This is a genomic window from Sorangium sp. So ce124 (genome assembly GCF_051525235.1).
GTDB classification, from domain to species: domain Bacteria; phylum Myxococcota_A; class Polyangia; order Polyangiales; family Polyangiaceae; genus Sorangium; species Sorangium atrum.
Genome location: NZ_CP150312.1, coordinates 10607969 through 10623718 on the forward strand (window position 1 = coordinate 10607969; position 15750 = coordinate 10623718).

General features: G+C 70.0%; 8 protein-coding genes and 2 pseudogenes. 4 read left to right on the forward strand and 6 right to left on the reverse strand.

The annotated features are described in order from the left end of the window. Nucleotides 1–171 precede the first annotated feature (171 nt). Together WMF19_RS39870 and WMF19_RS39875 are read left to right on the forward strand one after the other, a co-directional pair. Nucleotides 172–4128, forward strand: a complete 3957-nt coding sequence (locus WMF19_RS39870; protein WP_437895150.1) for a serine/threonine-protein kinase — start codon at nucleotides 172–174, stop codon at nucleotides 4126–4128. Between the two features lie 291 nt (nucleotides 4129–4419). Further along, the gene (locus tag WMF19_RS39875) at nucleotides 4420–5223 is read left to right on the forward strand and encodes a hypothetical protein (protein ID WP_437895152.1); all 804 of its coding nucleotides are present in this window, start codon (nucleotides 4420–4422) and stop codon (nucleotides 5221–5223) included. On the opposite strand, the gene WMF19_RS39880 is transcribed toward WMF19_RS39875, so the two are convergent. After that, complete coding sequence (locus WMF19_RS39880; protein ID WP_437895154.1) at nucleotides 5196–5402, reverse strand: hypothetical protein; 207 nt, start codon at nucleotides 5400–5402, stop codon at nucleotides 5196–5198. The two genes, WMF19_RS39875 and WMF19_RS39880, sit on opposite strands and share 28 nt — an antisense overlap. Between WMF19_RS39880 and WMF19_RS39885 the strand changes: the two genes are divergently transcribed. Continuing rightward, nucleotides 5391–6293 (forward strand): LysR family transcriptional regulator, encoded by a 903-nt coding sequence (locus WMF19_RS39885; RefSeq protein WP_437895156.1) that lies wholly within the window; start codon nucleotides 5391–5393, stop codon nucleotides 6291–6293. The genes WMF19_RS39880 and WMF19_RS39885 overlap by 12 nt on opposite strands. Here WMF19_RS39885 and WMF19_RS39890 read toward each other — a convergent pair. Both WMF19_RS39890 and WMF19_RS39895 read right to left on the reverse strand, forming a co-directional pair. Continuing rightward, nucleotides 6274–6591: a putative quinol monooxygenase gene (locus WMF19_RS39890; RefSeq protein WP_272103977.1), complete on the reverse strand. Its 318-nt coding sequence runs from the start codon at nucleotides 6589–6591 to the stop codon at nucleotides 6274–6276. The two genes, WMF19_RS39885 and WMF19_RS39890, sit on opposite strands and share 20 nt — an antisense overlap. A 681-nt stretch (nucleotides 6592–7272) precedes the next feature. Continuing rightward, nucleotides 7273–8592 (reverse strand): annotated as a pseudogene (locus WMF19_RS39895) (tyrosine-type recombinase/integrase); the annotation flags it as partial. 223 nt (nucleotides 8593–8815) lie between these two features. Here WMF19_RS39895 and WMF19_RS39900 point away from each other — a divergent pair. Beyond that, nucleotides 8816–10042 (forward strand): IS701 family transposase, encoded by a 1227-nt coding sequence (locus WMF19_RS39900; RefSeq protein WP_437901621.1) that lies wholly within the window; start codon nucleotides 8816–8818, stop codon nucleotides 10040–10042. 983 nt (nucleotides 10043–11025) lie between these two features. Here WMF19_RS39900 and WMF19_RS39905 read toward each other — a convergent pair. From WMF19_RS39905 to WMF19_RS39915, 3 genes and pseudogenes are all read right to left on the reverse strand, one after another. Further along, nucleotides 11026–11433 carry a hypothetical protein gene (locus WMF19_RS39905; protein ID WP_437298908.1) on the reverse strand — a complete coding sequence of 136 codons (408 nt, stop codon included), beginning with the start codon at nucleotides 11431–11433 and terminating at the stop codon, nucleotides 11026–11028. 1545 nt (nucleotides 11434–12978) lie between these two features. Continuing rightward, a complete protein-coding gene (locus WMF19_RS39910) occupies nucleotides 12979–14760 on the reverse strand; it encodes a recombinase family protein (RefSeq protein WP_437895158.1) in 1782 nt (593 codons plus the stop codon). 325 nt (nucleotides 14761–15085) lie between these two features. Next, nucleotides 15086–15424, reverse strand: a pseudogene (locus WMF19_RS39915) (transposase); the annotation flags it as partial. Nucleotides 15425–15750: the final 326 nt, after the last annotated feature.

Consider the following 15750-nt stretch of genomic DNA (forward strand, 5'->3'; position numbering starts at 1 on the left):
GGTCCTCCCTGAGCGCCCCGGCGTGTTCTTCGTGAGACTCCAGCCCTGACGCGTCGCATCGCGCGTTCGATTCGATCGCGGCCGCCGTGGAGGTGAGTCGCCATACCATCCCGGGCCTGTATCCAGACCAGGAGGGCGGCGCGCGTGATATCGCTGGATTCACGGCCGTTGATGCGCGTCGGAGAGATCGTCGACGAGCGGTTCCAGATCGAGGGCCTCGCGGGCTCGGGCGGGATGGGGCACGTCTACCGGGCGCGCGACCGGCGAAGCGGCGACACGGTGGCTCTCAAGGTGATTCGCCGCGCCGACAAGGGCGAGCTGAGCCGCTTCTCCTACGAGGTGGAGGCGCTCTCGGCGCTGCGCGTCCCCGGCGTCGTCCGGTACATCGCGCACGGCGTCGCGGCGGGCGGCAAGCCGTATCTGGTGATGGAGTGGCTCGCCGGAGAGACGCTCGCCGAGCGCATCGCGCGGCGAGCGCTCACCCCCGCCGAGAGCGTCGACGTCGTCGCGCGCATCGCGGAGACGCTCGGCGCCCTCCACGGGCAGGGCGTCGTGCACCGCGACCTCAAGCCGAGCAACCTGCTGCTCGTCGAGGGGCGGCTCGATCGCGCGATGGTGCTCGACTTTGGGATCGCGCGCTTCCGGATCGACCAGCAGCTCACCCTGCCGGGCACCGTCCTCGGGACCCCGGAGTACATGGCGCCCGAGCAGGCGCGCGGCGAGCGGCGCGTCGACGCCCGCGCCGACGTGTTCGCGCTCGGCTGCGTGCTCTTCAAGTGCCTCACCGGGCGCGCCGCCTTCCAGGGCGTCGGGGCGCTCGCCGTGCTGGTCAAGGTGCTCCTCGACGAGCCCCCACGCCTCCGCGAGGTCCGCCCCGACCTGCCGGACGAGCTCGACGCCCTCGTCGCCAGGATGCTCGCGAAGCAGCCAGACGGGCGGCCCCGCGACGGCGCGGCCGTCGTCGAGGAGCTCCGCGCGATCGACCTCAGCCGCGCCGGCGCGGCGGACGGCGCCCACCCTGCCGCGCCGGCGCCGATCCTGGAGCTCACGAGCAGCGAGCGGCGCGTCACGTGCCTCGTGCTCGCGCACGAGCGCTCGGCGCCCGAGGAGGTGACGCGCTCGCAGGAGGAGGAGCAGGCGCGGGCGACGGGCCGCGCCGAGGAGCTCTACGCGCTCGCCGAGCGCTACCAGGGCCAGATCGAGCTCATCGACGCGAGATCGCCGCTGCTCGTGCTGACGAGCGCCGAGGCGGCCACCGATCTCGCCGCGCAGGCCGCGCGCTGCGCGCTCTCGCTGCGCGGGCTGCTCGGCGGCGCGCAGGTCTCGCTCGTGACCGGCCGGGCCGAGCTCACGTCGCGCATCCCGATGGGCGAGCTCATCGACCGGGCTGTCCAGCTCCTGCCGTCGCGCGGCGACCCGGGCGCGATCGCCGCGGTCCGCATCGACGAGGTGACGGCGGGGCTGCTGGGCGGCCGGTTCGAGACGAGCAGCGAGGGCGGCGCGCTCTTCCTCCACGGGGCCCGGGACGACCTCAAGGTGACGTCGGCGCCGGCGTTGCTCGGCAAGCCGATGGCGTGCTTCGGGCGAGAGCGGGAGCTCGGCGTGCTCGGCGCCGAGCTCGAGCGGAGCATCGACGAGTCGACCTCGGGCGTGCTGCTGGTGGTCGCGGCGGCGGGCATGGGCAAATCGCGGCTGCGGCAGGAGTTCCTCGAGAAGGTGTCGGCGCGCAACGCGCGAGCGGCCGACGGCGCGCGCGGCGGAGGCGGCGCCGACCTGGCGGACGGCGCGCGCGTGGAGGTGTGGGTCGGCCAGGGCGATCCGATGAGCTCGGGCTCGGCGTTCGGGCTGCTGTCGCGCGCGCTGCGGAGCGCGATGGGCATCGTCGACGGCGAGCCGCTGGAGGAGCGGCGGCGCAAGGTGAGGGCGCGGGTCGAGCGCCACCCCGACCTCGACGTCGGGCGCGTCAGCGCCTTCCTTGGCGAGCTCCTGGGCGCGCCGTTCCCGGACGACGACATCCGGGTCGGCGCGGCGCGGCGCAACCGGCAGCTGATGGGCGATCAGCTGCGGCTGTCATGGGAGGAGTTCATCCGGGCCGAGTGCGCGAGGCAGCCGGTGCTGCTGATCCTCGAGGACCTGCAGTGGGGCGACCTGCCCACCCTGACGATGGTCGAAGCGGCGCTCCGGAGCCTCCGGGATCTGCCGTTCCTGGTGCTCGGGCTGGCCCGACCCGAGGTGCACGAGGCCTTTCCGGGGCTGTCCCAGGGGCGCTTCGGCAACCAGATGATGCTGCCGCCGCTCACGCGCCGGGCGAGCGAGCGACTGGTGCGCGCCGCGCTGGGCGACGAGGCGAGCGCCGAGCTCGTCGCCACGCTGGTGGACCGGGCCGACGGCAACCCGTTCTACCTGGAGGAGCAGGTCCGCGCGGTGGCGGCCGGCCACGGCGCGGACCTGCCGGAGACGGTGCTGGCGATGGTGCAGGCGCGCATCGAGGCGCTCGACGCCGAGGCGCGGCGCGTGCTGCGGGCGGCGAGCGTGTTCGGCCAGGCGTTCTGGCCGAGCGCTGTGAGCGCGCTGCTCGGGGGCGCCGAGGTGACGCGCTGGCTCTCGGAGCTCGAGCGCCGTGAGGTGGTCCACCGGCGCGGCCCCGGGCGGCTGCGGGGCGAGGTCGAGTACCGCTTCCGGCACGCGCTGGTGCGCGAGGCGGCGTACGGGATGCTGACGGAGGCCGACCGGCGGCTCGGCCACGCGCTGGCGGGCGCCTGGCTGGAGGGCGCGGGCGAGCCCGACGCGATGGCGCTCGCGGAGCACTTCGAGCGCGGCGCGGTGCCCGCGCGGGCCGCGGCGGCGTACCTGCGCGCGGCGCAGCACGCCCTGGAGGGCAACGATCTCGGCGCCGCGATCGCGCGGGCCGAGCGCGGGCTCGAGTGTGCGCCGGAGCCCGCGGTGGTGGGGGCGCTCCGGCTGGTCCAGGCCGAGGCGCACGTGTGGCGGGGCGATCTCGCGCTCGCCGAGCAGCGGGGGACCGACGCCGCGCGGCACCTCGCGCCCGGCTCGGCGCCATGGTTCGCGGCCGTCACGCAGGCCGTCGCGGCCGCGAGCAAGCTGGGCGGCTTCGACCGCGTGGAGCGGTGGATGGGCGAGGCGGTCGTCATGGCGGCCTCGCAAGGCGCGGAGAGCGCGAAGAGCACCTGTCTCTCCATGGGCGCCTCGACGCTGGCCTTCACGGGGCGGCGTGCAGTCGTCGACGCGCTCATCGCGGAGGTCGAGCGCGCCATGGGCGACGGGGCGTCGACCGGCGCCTGCACGGGGGCCGAGGTGGTCGCGGGGCTGCACCAGGCGCGCGCTTTCCGCGCCATGAGCGGGGGCGATCCCGGCGCCTGCGTCACCGGCCTGGAGGCCGCGCTCGTGGCGTACGAGCAGGTCGGCGACCGGCGCAACGCGTGCATCACCCGCGCGAACCTGGGCTACTCCTACGGGGAGCTCGGCGACTTCGGCGGCGCCGAGGCGGCGCTCCGCTCCGTGCTGGAGGCCACGGAGCGGATGGGTCTGCACGAGGTGGCGGCGGCGGCCCAGGCCAGCCTCGGGCAGGTCCTCGCCTACGGCGGCAAGCTGGCCGAGGCGCGCGCCGTCGAGGAGGCGGCCCTCGCATCGAGCCAGCGGCTGGGCGACCCGCGCGCCGAGGTGGTGTCGCGCTCGTACCTCGCGAAGATCGCCCTGCTCGCCGGCGATTTCGCGGGCGCGGAGCGCGAGGCGCGCCTCGCCGAGGCGCTGGACAGCGCGTCGCCGTTCCGCGTCGCGGCCACGGCGATCCGCGCCCGGGCGCTGATCGGGCTGGGGCGCGCCGTCGAGGCGCTCGCGGCCGCCGGCGAGGCCCTGGCAGCGCTCGAGTCGCTCGGCGGGATCGAGGAGGGTGAGTCGATGATCCGGCTGGTCCACGCGGAGGCGTTCTCCGCGGTCGGCGACGCGAACAGGGCCGCTGTCGCCATTTCATCGGCGCGCGACAAGCTGCTCGACCGGGCCGCCAGCGTCCGCGATCCCGAGTGGCGGAGGCGCTTTCTCTCCCACGTCCCGGACAACGCCCGCACACTGGAGCTGGCGGCGCAGTGGGTCGGAATGAGTCGGAACTGAGCGCAGCTGAACGGAATCCGGCGTAACCGGGCGTAATCTGGCGTAATCTGGCGTAACTACGCGCCGTTTTGCCACGGGCGAATCTGCAGCGAGCGTCAATTTAAGAGCTGACAGCCGCGGTGAATCACCGTACTCTAGCGTAGACGTGGAGAGTTCCCGGCTGTCGTTGTGCTGAACGACGCACCGGAGGGCGTGCTGCGATCGGGGAGCGTGGGTGCTCCCCTTGGCTCGCTACCGAGGTCTCATCACGTGAAAATCAAGGCTGTACTTGGATGCGCAGGTGTCCTTTTCGTGGCTACTGGCTGCATGGCGCCCGAGCTGGAGCTCGAAGCGCATGCTGAAGAGACAGAGGAGCTCGACACGAGCGCTGACGCGCTCGCGAGCGGCAATGCGCTGAGCGCCAATGCGCTGACGGCCAATGCGCTGAGCGCCAATGCGTTGAGCGCCAACGCGCTCAGCGCGAACGCGTTGGCCCCGGAGGCGGCCTCTGCGCTCACGGATCCTGGCGAGCGGGGCGACCTCTTCCGGACGCTCGTGAAGTACACGGTCAGCTGCGCCCTCAAGGAGTCCCAGTCGTTCCGTTTCTCCTGGACCGACCGCGCCGGCGCGACCCACAAGGAGGTTTATCCCGGACATCTCGGCCTCGCGCCCCGGTGGGACCGGCGCCCGCTCGATAAGGAGGGCAAGCAGATGGTCTCCGCGTGCCTCGCCGCCCACACGAACCGTTATGGCGTCTCGGTCCTTGTCTCGATGCGCTCCCGACAGACCCCGCTCTGCCACGAGGTCGAGGACGATGAGCTCGACGAGTACCCTCATGTCGAAGGGGCCTTCTGGGGGAACCTCTTCACGAAGACGCCGTACCTGCGCGCCTGCTACAACACCGCGAACGTCGATGTCTCGCGCTCGGCGAAGCGCGACTGCGCCGCCGGGCACGTCAATGCGGACGGGGAGATCGAGGGCTGCGGGATGATCGAGATCGTCGGGAGCTGCAAGGAGTCCTGCGGCAAGCTCGACCGCTCCGGGGAGTATTACAAAAGCTGCGATGATCCCGAGCTGGGCAAGACGCGCTACGTCATCACCACCGCGCTGCGGTGACTCTCGCCATCCCGAGGAGAGGGGCCGCCGGGCATCTTCTTCCGCAGCAGCCCTGATCGGAGCCGAGCGAGCGCTCCTCCCTCCTTGGCCTCCTTGGCCTCCTTGGCCTCCTTGGCCTCCTTGGCCTCCTTGGCGCGGGCGGCGTCGTCGGGCGAAGATGCGCGGCCATGGAGATGCATCAGGTCCGGTATTTTCTTGCGGTGACCGAGACCCGCAGTTTCACGCGAGCGGCCGAGCGGTGCGCGGTCTCGCAGCCCGCGCTCACGGCCGCCATCAAGAAGCTCGAGGAGGAGCTGGGCGGGCCGCTCGTCCTGCGCGAGCGCGGCGGCGCCAAGCTCACGGCGCTGGGGCAGCGCGTGCTGCCGCGGCTCCAGCGGCTGCGGGACGAGATGCAGGCCGTCCAGGTGATCGCGGACAACCACCGGCGCCTCAAGCAGGTGCCGCTCCGGGTGGGCATCCTCTGCACCATCGGGCCGGCGCGGCTCGCCGGCTCGCTGGCGGCGTTCCGCGCCGAGGCGCCGGGGGTGGAGCTGGAGATCGTGGTGGCCGTGCAGGGCGAGCTCCTGCGGCGGCTGGAGGAGGCCGAGGTCGACGTCATCGTCTCGAACCTCGGTGACGCCGTTCCGGACTGGTGCGTGGTGGCGCCCCTCTACGAGGAGCGCTACGTCGTGGTCCTCCCGCCCGGCCATCGCCTGGCCGCGCGCGAGGGCCTGCGGCTCGAGGATCTGGACGGCGAGCCCTACCTCGATCGGCTCGCCTGTGAGATGCGCGAGCAGGTGACGGGCGTGTGCGCCGCGCGGCGCGTGGACCTGTACGCGGCGTACCGCACCGATCGGGAGGACTGGGTCCAGAGCCTGGTGCACGCGGGGCTGGGTTTTGCCTTCATGCCCGAGCACTCGGTGCTCGTGACGGGCGCGTCGCAGCGCCCGCTCGTCGACCCGGCCCTCCGGCGCACCGTCGCGCTCGTGCGCTCGGGCGATCGCACGCCGGCGCCGGGCTTGCAGCTCTTCTGGGACGCGCTGCTCTCGCGCGCTGCCCGGGCGCGGCCGGTCAGCCCTTCGCGGCGATGATGTCCACGTGCTCGATGACGGGCGGCGTGGCGAGCAGCTCCGGCGCCTTCGCCATGAGCGCGGCCGCGATGCGGCCCGCGAGGTGCTCCTTGCGCCCCACCTCGTCCGCGAAGGTATCGAAGATGCCGAACGTCGACGGCCCGATGCGCAGCGCGAACCAGTGAACCGTCCGCGGCTCCTCGGCGGCGAGGCCGACGGCGGAGCGGAGGAGGGCCTCGACCTCGGCCTCCTTGCCGGGCTTGGCCTCGATGCGGGCCAGGAGGGAGAGTGTCACGGCGGTCGGGGAAGCAGCGGTCATGGGATCCTCCTCTTCGGCGGCGCACGGCGCGCCGCGCTTCGGTGAGTAGAGTTGTAACGACGCCCGTCCGGCCGACCATTCGATGTTCTGGATGGATCCATCAGCGCCGTGGATGGGCGCTTCAGGAGGGGTGGCCGCCGTTCTTCGCCATGGCGCCGCCACCCTTGCGCTGGAGCGCTCCTCGGATTCTCCCGTCGTCTCGCGTCGGCATGGGGTGTGCTCGAGGCCGAGCGTCATGCCGACGCTCGAGCACAATGCCCTCGTCGAGATGTTCCGCGAGGACCTCTCCGGCGCCGAGGCGTCAGCGGCAGAAATGTCTATTATTTCAATGGGTTCCGACTGGCGCTTGGCCGGGTCTCCTTCCGACGTGGCCCAACGCGGGCCCAACGAACCGCCCGTGCAGGCGCCAGCGTCCGCCGTGGCGGGGGCGGGGACGTCGCCCGGGGGCGCCGTCTGACCGGGCGGCGCGCCGGAGGCGGAAGCTTCGGCGCTCGCCGAGCCCGTGTCTGCTCCAGCGGACGCGGTATGGCCTCCTCCTACCGAGCCGCCCTTTCCTCTCAGCTCGGGGATCGCTTCGTCCAGGGGGGCAAAGTCGCCCAGCCCAAGCTCGGCGATCTTGCGCGCGGCGCGCTTGTAGTGGTGGATCTGGCCGCTCGACTTGTGTCCGGTTCGGTCGGAGATCCACGTCTCCGTGCGACCATTCGCGAGCTTGATAGTAATGAAGGTCGCTCTAGTGTCGTGCAATCGGATGTTCAGCCTCGACTCCGTGGTCTCGAACAGCTCGGGTCGATCGACTCCCGCGCATTGGAGGTGATCTCTGAAGCGTTCCGCCCCGTGGCAACCCGGCAAGGGGTCCCCCTTTGGCCCGACGAAGACACGCCGATTGTCCGGCCAGAGCTCGCGATAAGCACGAAGCGCGCGCACCACATCAGGCGATAGTGCCCAGGCGCGGGGGTCATCGGTCTTGTTCTCATCGAGAACAACGGCTCCCCGGTCAAGGTCGACGTCCGACCATTCGAGAGTTCCGGCCTCGTCGGCTCGCATGCCCTCGCGCGTGAGGAAGCCATAGTAGATCCGGAAGCACAGCGGGACCATCTGACTCCTCATGAGGCGCTGATCCTCATCAGGGTACAAGTAACCCTTTGCCTTATTATTCTCTATTTTCGGAATCCACCCGCGCGGCAGCGGGTTGTGCGCAATGATGCGCGCCGGATAGGCAGCCAGTGCCAATAGCCGATGGATGACGATCGCAATATTCCGGCGCGATCCGGGCTCCAGGTGCGCCGGCAGCCGTGACATCGCGTGGTCGGCATGGTCGAGTGTGAAGCGCACGAGGGGAACGGGGCCTAGCACGTCGAGCACGTGGCCCAGCCTCTGCTCATATTTATCGGCTGTCCGAATCGCCTTCACATGGTCCGGATACTGCTCGGCAAGCTTTCCAGAAAGAACCCGCTCAGCGAACTCGGCGAAGGTGGTTTCCCCGGAGGCACGGGCGCGCGCTTCGCCCCTGCACAGGTGGTTGATCGCGAGCCGGACGTCACGGAGCGCGCTGCCCTCGCGCGCGGCAGCCTGCTCCAGCAGCGGCAGGCCGAGCGCGATCTGCCCGGCAGCGAGCAGGTGCCTGCTGAGATCGGCCAACACTTCCAGCCGCGCGTTGGCGTCGTGCTCGGTCCGGCACGTCGGCAGGCTGAACGTGCGTCGCCCCGCCTCGCCGAGGCTCAGACGCGCGGTCCACGTGTTCCTACGCAACCGGACTGACCCGGAGCCGTTGGCGCGCTTGTCGCCTGCCGCTGATGGCGCGGTGCCCTGCGGGCGCTCGGCAGAGCTCGACGCTCCCGGTAAGCTCGCACCGGGCGCGGCTCCCGCCTCCGGCGGCGAGGCGCGCCCGCCAGGGCGGCTCGCGCGTGCGCGGCGCTCGGTCGATCCGGCTGAAGGAACGGACGAAGTAGCGACTGCCGGCGAGCGCTTGGCGCGCGCCCGCCGCTGCGGTACGTCGGTCATGGGTCGGTCTCCGGGAAAGCGGGGGTCGATCAAGGGCCCGTCCGGCGTTGGTAGCGCCGAGCGGGCCCGCTCTACTTCAGCGCCAGCCTAGTACTACAGTTGCACTTCGGCGAGGCAGCCGGCCCCGTCCTGGCGCCGCAGGCCTTCGGGTCGGCGGGTCTTGTGCATGGTCACCGCCGCACCACGGACACCTCGACGCCCGGCTCGGTCGGACGGCGCTCTCCTGCACGAACCAGCAGCGCTCAGTGCAGTCTGGGCAGGCGCCTGGACGGGGTTCGTCGAGCGCGTGGGTAACCACTTCGCACGCGCCGAGGTTCGTTCCCACGTCGCTGCCTACCTCAAGGGGCTGCTCAGCCCGATCGAACGGAAGAACAGCTGGCAGCTCGCCGAGGCAGTCGGCGACCCGACCCCGTACGCGCTGCAGCATTTGCTCGGTCGTGCGCGCTGGGATCCGGATGCCGTGCGCGATGATCTCCGCGCCTACGTCGTCGAGCATCTCGGCCATCCAACGGGCGTGCTGGCGATCGACGAGACGGGATTTTTGAAAAAGGGCACGCAGTCCGCCGGAGTGCAGCGGCAGTACAGCGGCACGGCCGGTCGGATCGAGAACTCTCAGGTGGGGGTCTTTCTCTCCTACGCTACGCCACGCGGACGTACCTTCCTCGATCGGGCCCTGTACCTGCCGGCGTCCTGGACCGAGGACCGTGCGCGCTGTAAGCGCGCAGGTGTGCCCGAGGACGTGACGTTTGCGACCAAGCCGCAGCTGGCGTTGCACATGCTGCAGCGGGCCTTGGAAGCAGGCGTGCCTGCCGCCTGGGTTGTGGGCGACGAGGTCTATGGTGATGACAGCAAGGTGCGGCGCTGGCTAGAGGAACGAGAACAGCCGTACGTGCTTGCCGTCTCGAGCCAGCATCGGATCTGGAACGAATGGCGCCAGATCCCCGTGAGCGAGCTTCTGCAGCAGGTGCCTGCGGATGCCTGGCACCGCCTCAGCGCGGGCGACGGGGCCAAGGGACCACGGACCTATGACTGGGCTTTCGCCCGCTTTCCCGAAGCGAAGTCGCGTCGCTGGCAACGCGGCATCCTGTTCCGCCGCAGCCTTGCTGACCCGACTGACGTCGCGTACTACGCGGTCTTCGCCGCGAAAACTACCCCATCAGCTGAAGTGGTCCGTGCCGCGGGAAGCCGCTGGTCGATCGAAGAGTGCTTCGAGAGCGCGAAGGGCGAGGTCGGCCTCGATCACTACGAGGTCCGCAGCTTCACGGGCTGGTACCGTCACATCACCCTCGCGCTCTTTGCGCACGCATTCCTGACGGTCCAGCGGGCTGCTTCCGAGGCGCCCGCGGGGAAAAAAATCGGCCGCGCGGGGCCAGTCTGCCGCGCTCATCCCGCTGACCGTCCCCGAGGTGCGCCGTCTGCTCTGGGCGCTGCAGTGGACCGCGCCGGTTGACCCCGACGCGGTCCTGCGCTGGTCCTGGTGGCGGCGGCATCATCAGGCGCTGGCGCGCCGCTGTCACTACCGGCGCCGTGGCGCTCGGCCGCCGTAAGTACAACTGTAGTACTAGCACGCCTCGCATCTGCGTGACGGGCGCTCGCTCGGCCGGTGGGCGGCTGCGGAACAGGTTCGAGCCCGGCAGAGGCCAGCACGGCGGCAACCCGAGTGTTCTCATCCGCCTCGGCGGTGCGACGCGACGCCGGCTCACTGGCCAGCGCCCGCAGGTACGCAACGAACGACTCGCGCTGGACCAAGCGCAACTTGCCGAGTTTGGTGATCAGCAGGGGAAAGCCCGGCGCGCGGATCATGTCGAGGAAGACGCGCGCTGGGATGCCGGTGACCGCCTCGACGTTCTTCTGCGAGAGCATCTCCGGCTGCGGCGCCGTGATCGTCAGCCCATCCAGCGGGATCGCGAGCGTTGCGGTTGCTGTCGCCGTCGCTGACCGGTCGATCACCTTCGGGCTGGAGCATCCGCCGGCGGGCGTCTCCAGGCTCTCTCTGTCGATGGCGCGCGTGCCGTTACCAGCCCGACGAAGAACAAGCGGTGCCGATACACGCGCGAGAGCCGCTCGTGTCATGCCATACCTCCATCTGTGTTGGGTTCGTGCGCGGCCGTGACCGCTGCTTCTGAAAGGAGCACGAAACGGTAATTCCGTGTCGCCGGTAATTCGACACGATCCACCCCGGACGAGCGCGACGCCGTCGCAGAGAACGAGGCGGACGTCGGCGAACGTTGCGCCGTCGGCCTCGTCCATCGGGCCGAGCGCGGCGCCGTACCGGCGCCGTACCGGCGCCGTGGCAGCGCTCCTTGACGCACCTGGAGCTGCACGACGTCGCCCATGCGCCAGCGTCGCCTGCTCCCTGAATTGGGCTCGGCGAGTGGGCGCGATAGGCACGCACGGGAGAGGTACGCGGCGAAAGTCCAACGCGACGCCGCTTCATGTGCTCGACTCGCGCGCTTCCCGCCGGGCAGCGCTGCACCGCAGACCAGCATGCCGATCGCTCGGACGTGGGCTTGAGACCGCGGGCGTCCCGCGCTCCGCCGCCTCCCACGCGGCTCGCAGGCTGCTTGCAAGTTTTCCTCCCCCCTCCATCGGCGGTCCCATTCGCTTCAGCGCCTCCAGGCGCACAGCCTCCAGCCTCGACCGGCGCGGCGCCGTCGCCCGGCGCTTCTCCACGAGCTCACCGAGCACCTGCGCCGCGCGCTCCCACTGCTCCGCCGCCCCCGGCGCGTGCGCGATCCTTCGCACGGCGTTCCAGGGCGCTTCAAGCTGATCACACAGGTTGCCGATCTCGGGGTGCAGCCGTGCGATCGCGCGCAGGTGGCACCGGGTCTGCTTGTTCATCTGGAAACACTCTTCCAGGACGTGGCTCGGCGCGCGGACAACTCCGCACGCGAGCTCGTACCAGCGCCGCGAGCTCATGCGTCTACAAAAGCACCGAACCACAAACCTGCCAGAGCGAAGCCTTCATTTTCCGTTCAACTTTAAAGAGCGTTAAAGCACAGTACAAGAGTCGGCTCCTGGCGAGGGCGACGGCATTAAAGTCTGATGTAGCGTGCGACCAAGAGGACGCCGGTTCTCACGTGGCACCGTGCCCTGACTGGCGTTCGCTGGGGCCCGATCACGTGACCTCGGTGTGCGGGGTGACCCCTCCCGGCGATCCCACGGCCCGGCCGTCGAGCGGGGCCAGCTCGCCCGGCGGCGGGGCAGCGAGCCGCGCTGGCGTCCACCCGGGCGAGCTCCGCCTTGCGCCTGCCTCCCGCCTGGACGAGCTCCGCGGCCCCGTGCGCCGAGTTCGCGCCCCGCGGCGTGCTCGGCTCCATGCCCAGGCCGCCCCGGCGTCCGCCTGGACGAGCTCACGCCGCGCCCTTCGGGCCGCCCCGCGGTCGTGTCCGCCGCGCGCCGCCCCTGCATACGTATGCCACAAAACGGAGGTCGGCGGCTCGCTGGAGCCCCTCAGCCGACCCCGCGCAAAATTACCAAATCGACCCCCTTCGCGCCCCCCAAATCGGCCCCTCGGGCCCTCCCTCGAAGCGGTCTAACTGCGCGTCACCAGAGTGGTTTCCACACCTGACCAGATCCCGGTAACTCGCGACGAGATACCGGGTCGTCAGAATTACCATTTCGAGCCTCCTCACGGGCTCTCGTTCAGGCTCTGTCCCGATCCCGAACCCCCACGACGGAGGTTCGGATATGGCAGGAGCAGCTACCCTCGCGCCGTCGGTGGCTCCTGGCGCGCGGTCGTCAGGCCGCGCTGGCGGGCAACGCTGCTAGACGTGCGGCATCGTGCACAGCCCCAGGCGTTCGGCCGTCAGCGCGGTAACCGTGGCCTGCCCCACAGCTCGCTCCGACGAGCCGCCCGCGCACGGAACGGCCGCGCACGGGCGACGTAGTGCAGCGCCAATCCCGACGGAGAGAGTGCCGGCGGCATCCGCAAGGAGGAGGAAGCGATCTGGCGCGCGCTGCGAACCGTCGCGCTCGAGCGTCCTGGCTAGAGTTCGTCACGTCGAAGGATGGCGGGCATGAGCGCGACACCTCGCGCTCGACACGCTACGCGGGCTCCCGTCGCACCCTCACCGCTGGCTTCACCCGCCGGTGAGGGCAGCGCAGGTGCGAGTGTGAGCGCGTTTGCTGGGCCGTCGAGCGCGGCCCGTCGCGACGCCGTCGGCCAGCTGCGTCGACGGCGCGCTGACGGCCGTACGCCTGGAGCTGCACGACGTCGGCCGCGCGTCCACGTTCCCCGATACCTGTTCCATTGGTCCCGGGCGCGCGTGACACGAGGGGGCGGCGAGATGCACAAAGAGGTTCATGGCGCGTGCGCCGTGGGCACCCGTGTCCGTCCGGGCGTTGGTCTGGCCCGGGAGGCGCGTCGCGAGACGCTATGCGGTGTTACCGGGCGCCTTGGGGCGCAGAACGGTGCTCTTCCAGTACGGCGGCCCTCGGTTGGGAGAGCGTGCTGGAACATCGGTCGGCTCGCCGAGCGCGGAGAGAAAGCGGGCGATGTTCCTTGGCTCGGTCACCAGGGCGACGAGGTTCATCCGCCCCTTGCAAGCTGGGCACTCGAGGACATCGATCCTGCGAACGTAAAGCCGAAAACCGGCCGGAGAGCGGGATCGCGTGCTCGATAGCGACGTGGTCGCCTGTCACGACGACACGCTCGATCAGCAGCCGGACGAGGCGTTGCCGCCCTGCAAAGTCCAGCTTGTCCAGTCCTTCCCGCAACGTCACCGCAAAGGCCGTCAGGTCGTCGGCCAGCTGATTGAGCCGAGTTCGGTCCTGGTCCTGGGCCGCGATCTCCTCGATGCGAACGCGCACCGCGCGCTGCTCGGCATCGAGGCGATCGCGCCGCGCCTTGAGCTCCTCGACGGATATCGCGCCGGCCTGATAGGCGTCGACCAGCCGTTCGACGTGAGTCTGGAGCTTGCGCTCGGCGCTCTCGAGACGGGCACGGTCACGGCGATTCTGGTCCTCTCCTGCGCGGCTCGAACGCCATGCCTCAACCTCTTGCAGCAGCATCTGCGGGGACTGAATCCACGATACCAGCGCGTCCCATACCACCGCATCGAGCTCGTCGCGACGGATGTACTTGGCTTTGCACCGCTTGTCATGGCCGCGCACTTCGGCGAGGCGGCGTCGGCATCCATAATAGAAGTACTCGTAGGGCACGCCGGACCGCGGGGCCTGTCGATGGCCCTCCATGCGCCACCCGCATTCACCGCAGACGACGAGCGACCGGAGAAGGTAGTCGTACTTGAGGTGCCGCGGCGCCTGCCACCGGTGCTTCGCGAGGATCGCGCGGACCTCGGCTTGCTCCTTTTCGTCAACGATCGGAGGGACCGGAATGATGAGCCACTCCTGCTTGGGACGGAAGCGGCTGGAGCTCTTGAGGTGCTTTCGGTAGGAACCCGGCTTTTTCGGTCGTGCCGGTTCGACCGACATCCGACGACCGTAGGTCGCCATGCCAGTATAGGTGGGGTCGGTCAGCACCCCATGGACGCGGCCCTCGGTCCACCGCGCCGCCCTGCGGGGACGTATCCCCTGTGCGTTCAGTCGCCTGGCGACGGCGCGTGAGCTGAGATCCTCCTCGCGCACCCACCGGTACATCGCCCGTACATGCTGGGCTTCGACCTCGTCGATGACGACCGTGCGCCGCAGCCCATCGGCAGAGCGTTCGATGGCATAGCCATAGCGTGCGACAGAGCTGTAAGGGAGCATCTGCCCGGCACGCAGTTTGTGAATACGACCGCGACGCGTGCGTTCCATGATCTTCGCGCGCTCATACTCGGCGATGATGCCCTGCATCTGCACGAGCAGGCGGTCCTCGGCACGCTCGGTCGCGGGGCATTCGACGAAGTGTACGTGGACTCCGCGGTTCGTCAGCTCCTCGACCAGCACAACCTGATGCACGTAATTGCGCGCGAGCCGATCGGGAGCGTGTACGAGCACCACGTCGATCAGCCCATCGGCCGCTGCGTCGCGCAACGCGTCCAATCCCGGCCGATCGAGGCGAGCGCCACTGATGCCGTCATCGATGTACCGTCGCTCTGCCGGCACCGTGAGTCCCATGGCGGTCGCTGCGTTCTCGAGCGCTTCGAGCTGCGACGCCACCGTTTGCTCCTGTTCCTGCCGCGCCGTCGAGACGCGCGCATAGAGGGCGGCTCGTTGGCTCATGGTCTCTCCTTTCGTTGCTGTTGCTTGCGTTGGGTTCGTTGCTCCTCTTGGCGCCGTCGTCCCCGCTCCTGCGCAACCCGATCGGGGGGCTTGCCGCGGCGTCGATCACGCGGCCGACCGCCAGGCTGAGCCGAGATGAACCGTCGGGCTGGGGCCGCGCTCTCCACTCGATCCTCCACGCACGCTGGGTCATGGATCCCCGCCTTCCTTTCGGGGACCCCCTCACGACCCCACTCCGTTGACGGGAGCGACCCATCTGCAGCCTCATTCCCACCCTTCCCGGAATTCCTGCGGATCTTGAAAACACGCCGGTACAGCACCAGCCTCAGCAGGTTTTCATGCTTTGCGTTCGCAGGATGTCGATCGCAAATGTGCGGCGCAAGAGCTCGGCCCACGGTCGATAGCCGCCACGCTTGCGTTTCGGAGCGGCGTCATCGTCCGCCTTCGTAGGCTCTTCTGGCTTCGCAGGGCGCGGTCCGATGCGCTTGCGCCATGGACTTGTCGAGGCGAGCACGCCAGTGTACTTCACGGTGTGAAAGCGCGGCGGCGGGACGCTGGCCGCGAGGCGGCACAGGAGCGAGAGCGGATCCATGTCCACTGCGACGGTCCCGTCAGCGAAGGCGCGCTTGAGCGAGAGCCGCACCAGGCCGTCCTGCTGCGGCTCGACGCGCTCCTTTGCGGATCAGGACATAGGGGCGGAGAATTCAGAACGCTTGAAAACAAGTGGTTTCTGAGAGGCACTACAGGTGCGGAGGATTCGGGCATGCTTCTTTGAAGACGAGCGACTCGAAGACCACCTCTGAGCAATAGAGCAGCTCCCCCCGGCTTCTTCGATGATCGATAGCCGGGCGCCACCACCTGGCGCGGGCGTCCTTGTCGTCGTGCCGCTCGTCCCCATCGTGTCTGCCCAGCGCCCCTCGTCCCGGTCCCGACGCTTTCCGCTTCATGACGCATGACGGCGCACTGCGCCATGAGCAGAGGGCTGGATGC

Bases quoted from the DNA above. Each gene is read 5' to 3' on its own strand.
- WMF19_RS39880 (WP_437895154.1), bottom strand. From the start codon at position 5,402: ATGCATCTCCATGGCCGCGCATCTTCGCCCGACGACGCCGCCCGCGCC.
- WMF19_RS39910 (WP_437895158.1), bottom strand. From the start codon at position 14,760: ATGAGCCAACGAGCCGCCCTCTATGCGCGCGTCTCGACGGCGCGGCAG.
- WMF19_RS39870 (WP_437895150.1), top strand. From the start codon at position 172: ATGCGCGTCGGAGAGATCGTCGACGAGCGGTTCCAGATCGAGGGCCTC.
- WMF19_RS39885 (WP_437895156.1), top strand. From the start codon at position 5,391: ATGGAGATGCATCAGGTCCGGTATTTTCTTGCGGTGACCGAGACCCGC.
- WMF19_RS39905 (WP_437298908.1), bottom strand. From the start codon at position 11,433: ATGAACAAGCAGACCCGGTGCCACCTGCGCGCGATCGCACGGCTGCAC.
- WMF19_RS39890 (WP_272103977.1), bottom strand. From the start codon at position 6,591: ATGACCGCTGCTTCCCCGACCGCCGTGACACTCTCCCTCCTGGCCCGC.